This is a genomic window from Oleiphilus sp. HI0086, assembly GCF_001635225.1.
In genome coordinates this window covers 1-209 of sequence record NZ_LWFZ01000338.1, presented here as the reverse complement: position 1 = coordinate 209, position 209 = coordinate 1, and the positions used below count along the sequence as shown (strand labels likewise).

General features: G+C 39.7%; 1 protein-coding gene. It reads left to right on the top strand.

The genetic code is table 11. From position 1 onward, the window contains the following. The coding region (locus A3756_RS04315; protein ID WP_156490261.1) for an insulinase family protein at positions 1 to 209 on the top strand (209 nt) is incomplete at both ends.

The following is a 209-nucleotide window of genomic DNA, read 5'->3' as shown; positions in this document are numbered from 1 at the left end:
CTTTAATAGTGGTGGAGATCCTGAGCATATCACCGGTTTAAGTTATGATGACTTAAAAGGCTTTTACAAAAAGCACTATCATCCAAGTAATGCTGTGTTTCTGACCTTTGGCGATATTCCAGCTTATGAGCACCATTGTCACTTTCAGGGTTACGCTTTATCCAGATTCTCTAAAGAAGATCACCGAATCAGAATCAACGATGAGCAAC